Genomic DNA, 1,181 nt, shown 5'->3' with positions numbered 1-1,181 from the left:
TCCCGCGGCCAGCCGGGCGCCCCGGCCCGCCTCGGTCGCCTCGCCCGTCGCGACGACCACCGCACGCCCTCCGCCCGCGGCCACCGTCGTGCCCTGGTAGAGCATGCAGCTGCGCTCGGCGACGGCGGACGCCACCGTGGGCGCCGCCGTCTTGGCGGCCGGCTGCGACTCGCCGGTCAGCGGTGACTCGTCGACCTCCAGTCCCACCGCGTCCAGCACCCGGCAGTCGGCCGGTACGGCGTCGCCGGCCTGCAGCTCGATCACGTCGCCCGGGACCAGCTCCGCCGCGGACGTCCGCGTGTGCCCGCCGGGCCGGCGCAGCCGCACGGGGACCGCGGAGTCCTCGGTGAGCCGGCGCAGCGCCCGGTCGGCCCTGACCCGCTGCGCCCCGCCCACGAACGCGCTGACGACCGTCACCCCGCCGATCAGCAACGCGTCCAGCACCGAGCCGATCAGCGCGGACATGCCCGCCCCCGCCGCCAGCGCCGGGGTCAGCGGGTTGGCCAGCTCCTGCGCGGACGCGCGGACCAGGGAGCGCGGCCCCCGCCCGGACCGCTCCTCCTCACCCGCCGGCGTCCTGCGCCCGGCGGCGTCCTCCTCACCGATGCCGTCGGACGACGAGCCGAGCCGGGCCAGCACGTCGGCGGCCGACATGGCGTACCAGGGCGTGCCGTCGGCGCGGAGCGGGACCGGCGTCCGTCCTGCGGTGCGACCCGACAGCTCTCCCAGGGCGAGCGCGGCCAGGGAGACGCAGTGGCTCACCAGGTGCGCCCGGCGGGGTGACGCCGCCTCGGTGCCGGCGACGGCCAGCAGCGCGCCGACGCCCGCCCCGGCGACGCCGAGCCGTACGCTCCGCCGGCTCGTCCGGGCGGCCTCCGGCAGGCAGCTCAGGAGCAGGTGGACTCCGCTGAGATCGCCGAGCACGTCCGCGTCCCAGGGCACGCGGCCGGGCCGGTCCGCCACCCCGACGCCGAGATCGGCCAGGGCCAGCGCGTCGCACAGGTCCCGGGACCCGCCCCGCGACACCACGGCGACGACGTGGCCCTCGGCCTGGAGCGTGCGGATCGCGCCGGTCGTCCGCGCCCCGCCTGGGGCGATCCGGCGGGCGGAGAAGCGCGCGGCGAGAGCGCGGTCCCTCCCGCCAGCCGTACGTCCCGCGTCCCTGGCGACGGCGACGAGGG

Annotated in this window: 1 protein-coding gene; it reads right to left on the bottom strand. The window is 79.2% G+C overall.

Going from position 1 to position 1,181, the window contains the following annotated elements; genetic code table 11:
• Positions 1 to 1,181: P-type ATPase (locus tag ACWJ6R_RS36710; protein WP_449066605.1), on the bottom strand; the 1,181-nt coding region annotated here is incomplete at both ends.

The organism is Planomonospora algeriensis, assembly GCF_977012225.1.
The sequence above is the reverse complement of the archived record's forward strand: the minus strand, read 5'-3'. Positions and strand labels throughout refer to the sequence as shown.